General features: G+C 69.9%; 1 protein-coding gene. It reads left to right on the top strand.

The genetic code is table 11. The features are described 5' to 3' along the window. The first annotated feature begins 554 nt into the window (after positions 1 to 554). On the top strand, positions 555 to 3,002 hold the full coding sequence (locus tag ACFV6I_RS09745) for a Helicase associated domain protein (protein ID WP_380424216.1): 2,448 nt from the start codon (positions 555 to 557) through the stop codon (positions 3,000 to 3,002). Positions 3,003 to 3,391 lie beyond the last annotated feature (389 nt).

Raw genomic sequence — 3,391 nt, 5'->3', positions numbered from 1 at the left:
GGGTACCCCGGCGGCAAGCCGCCGGGCAGGGCGCGCCTCCGCTGCGCTCCGGCGGGATTCCCGCGCAAGCGCGGGAATAGAATTCCGCAAGCGGAATTCAGGGGCGGTAGGTAAACCCGCTTCGCGGGTTTACCTGGATTCCCGCAAGCGGGAATCCAGGCTGGCTGGGAGGGGTCGGTGCATCACGTGCGGCACTGTGTAGGTTCAGAAATTCCTGGCTACTCCTGTCAGTTCACTCCCCGGTATCTCACCATCGGTCAAGGACGGCACCCCTGTCGAGCCCAGTGGACTCCGCTTCGCTCCGCCCACCCTGAACGCCTGTCACCACCCATCCCCCAAAATCATCGTCCGAGAAACATGCCACCGCCGGGCCGGTTTCATTCCCGAATAGCGCCGTGCATCACCCTGGATCGGGAACCTTCAGCAAGCCTGATGCATCAAAGCGATGCACTGTGTAGAGTCAGTGTTGCAGGCGCACCCCCGTGTTCGGCTCTCTTGCGGGCTTCGTGCGGTCAAGGAAATCCCCTCCAGCATTCCATGGAAGGATCGGGGACATGCCCATCGAGTTGCGTGACCACCAGATCGAGGCGGTCGACGCGATCATTCGCGCGCTGGACATCCCGCCGGGCAGGGCGATTCCGGCGGACGGGCTGCGGGCACAGATTCACGCGGCCTGCGGGACCGGGAAGACGTACATCTGCGCGGCTGCCGCGCGGCGGATGGTGCCGCGTGGCCGGGTGCTCGTGCTGGTGCCGACGCTGGCGTTGCTGGGGCAGACCATCAAGGCGTGGCGGGAGGTCGGGCACACGGGGCCGGCGGTCGCGGTGGGCTCGATGGAGGACGACGTCGAGCTGTGGTCGATGGACGTGCGGTGCACGACGAACCCGATCCGGCTGGCGATGTGGCACGGCTCGGGGCCGGTGACCATGTTCGCGACCTACAGCTCGCTGGGCGTGTTGGCGGAGGCCTTCGAGGGCGCCTACGGCAAGAGCCTGGACCCGCTGGACCTTGCCGTGGTCGACGAGGCGCACCGCACGTCGGGGAGTCTGGGGAAGGCGTGGGCGGATATCCACCACCAGGACGTGATCCCGGCGGCCAGGCGCCTGTACGCCACCGCCACCCCGCGTATCTGGCAGGAGAGGCCGGCGCCGTCGTGGGAGCTGCGGGAGGGGGAGCGGCTTGAGCGGTTGCCGCAGGAGATGGCCGCGTCCATGGACGACGACGCGATCTTCGGGCCGGTGGCGTGGAAGCTACCACTGTCAGAGGCGGTCAAGCGGGGGCTTCTCGCCCGGTACCAGATCATCGTGGCCGAGCTCACCGACCCGGTCGTCACCCCCGAGCGCCTGATGAGCCCCGAGAAGCGCAGTGAGGAGATCCGGGGCCAGCGGCTCGGCGCGCTCCAGGCCGCGATGCTCCACACCATGGCGCAGCACGGGTTGCAGACGATGATCACCTTCCACCATCGGATCATCGAGGCGCAGGCGTTCGCGGAGGGCCTGTCGGCCGTGGCGGGGAAGCTGCACGCTGGTGACCCCGAGTTCTACCCGGACCGGATCTGGGCGGACTGGCTCAAGGGCGAGCACGCCGGCGAGCGGCGCCAGCGGGTGCTGGCGGAGTTCGGGCGCAGCGCGCGGCGGGCGGTGCTGGCGCAGTGTCGGGTGCTGGGTGAGGGCGTGGACATCAGGGCGGTGGACTCGGTGGCGCTGTTGGATCCGAAGGGGGCGCCGCACGACATCGTGCAGGCGGTCGGGCGGGCGCTGCGGCAGCAGCCCGGTGAGGGGAAGCTGGCGTCGTTGATCGTGCCGGTGTTCCTCAAGGAGGGCGAGGCACCGCAGGACATGTTCACCTCTGGGAGTTACCGGCCTTTGGTGAATGTGTTGCAGGCTTTGCGGGCTCATGATGAGGAGGCCGTGGAATTGCTGGCGATTCCTCAGGTCGAGCAGACGAATGTGGTTGAGCCGTCGTTTGATATCGGTCCGGAGCCGCAGGAGGGTGAGCAGGAAAGCCGGATGCTGCTGCGTTTCTCGGCTCCCAGGGATCCGGTGATGGTTGCGCGGTGGGTGTCGTTCAATGTGATCGACACGGAGCGGCAGGACTGGGCGCGCGGGTGGTCGGCGGCCGAGAAGTACTACAGGCGGGAGGGGCATCTGCGGGTGCCGTTCGACCACCGCGAGGCCGCGAGGGAGGGGCTGGAGTACGCGAAGGCGTACCCGTTGGGGCACTGGGTGAGTGAGCAGCGCAAGGCGTACGCGGCCGGGTTGATGGAGGGCAAGCGGGTCGAGCGGCTGGAAGCGTTGGGGATGGTGTGGGACCCACTGGACGCCGCGTGGGAGGAGAACTTGGCCGCGTGCCGGGAGTACTTCGATCACCACGGCACCCTCGCTGCGCCCCGCACCGCGACCGCGCTGGACAAACCGGTGGGGCAGTGGTTGTCCAACCAGCGCCGGCCCGGTGTGCTGGCGGATCGGCCGGACCGGGTGGAAGCCCTGGCCGGGATCGACCCGGACTGGAACCCGGCCTGGCCGCTGGACTGGCAGCGCCACTACGCCGCCGTCGCCGACTGCGTCGAAGGTGGGGCGCAGCTGTCCGATCTGCTGCCGGGGGTGACGGTGCACGGGCTCGATGTCGGTCGGTGGTTGGAGCGCCAGCGTCAGCACATCGTCTGGCACGGGCTGATGGACGGGCAGCGCGAGCGCCTGGCCGCGCTCGGCGTCGAGCCGCTGGCGGCCCCGGCCGAGGAAGCGGCGCCGAAGAAGAAGGCCGGCGCCAGGAAGCCGAGCGCCTTCGACCGGGGTCTGGCCGCGCTCGCTGTGTACCGCGAACGCACCGGGTCGGTGACCGTGCCGCGCCAGCACGTGGAGGAGATCCCCGACAGCGGCCATGGCGGCGGCACGGTGGAGGTGAAGCTCGGGGTGTGGATCTCCAACACCAAGACCCGCCGGGCGAAGCTGACCGGCGAGCAACTCGACCAGCTCGCCGCACTCGGGCTCGACTGGCGCTGACCCGGCCGGGCCCGGTGATCGGGCGGCTGTACGGCCGACCGATCACCAGTTGCCGACTCTCCACCCGGGGCCCCGGCCACGGGGACGCGGCGGGCAGCGCAGGCCCATCCCATCGGCACCCGAGTAACAAGATCAGAAACGCAAAGGAGATACGGCGAACGCGACACCGGACGGTACGGCTTCGCGCCGCTGCTGACACCACGGCCGAACTTCACAGGTGGGTGCGGGCGCGCAGCGGGCCGGGTGGGCCGAAGGACGGGATACGAGTGCAAGCCGGACATACGCCCCGGGGGGGTGTGGCCCGGGCCCCCCCGCCGCGGGGCGCGGGGGCGGCGAGCGCGGGCGGGTAGTGTGGGGGGTGGGGCGCGGCGCGCGCCGCGCGCCCGCGC

The sequence above is a fragment of the Kitasatospora sp. NPDC059803 genome (genome assembly GCF_042732255.1).
Classification (GTDB): Bacteria; Actinomycetota; Actinomycetes; order Streptomycetales; family Streptomycetaceae; genus Kitasatospora.
This window is presented reverse-complemented; position numbering and strand designations above follow the sequence as displayed.

What these genes read in the sequence shown, in the direction of transcription:
- ACFV6I_RS09745 (WP_380424216.1), top strand. Translation starts at nt 555, where the DNA reads ATGCCCATCGAGTTGCGTGACCACCAGATCGAGGCGGTCGACGCGATC.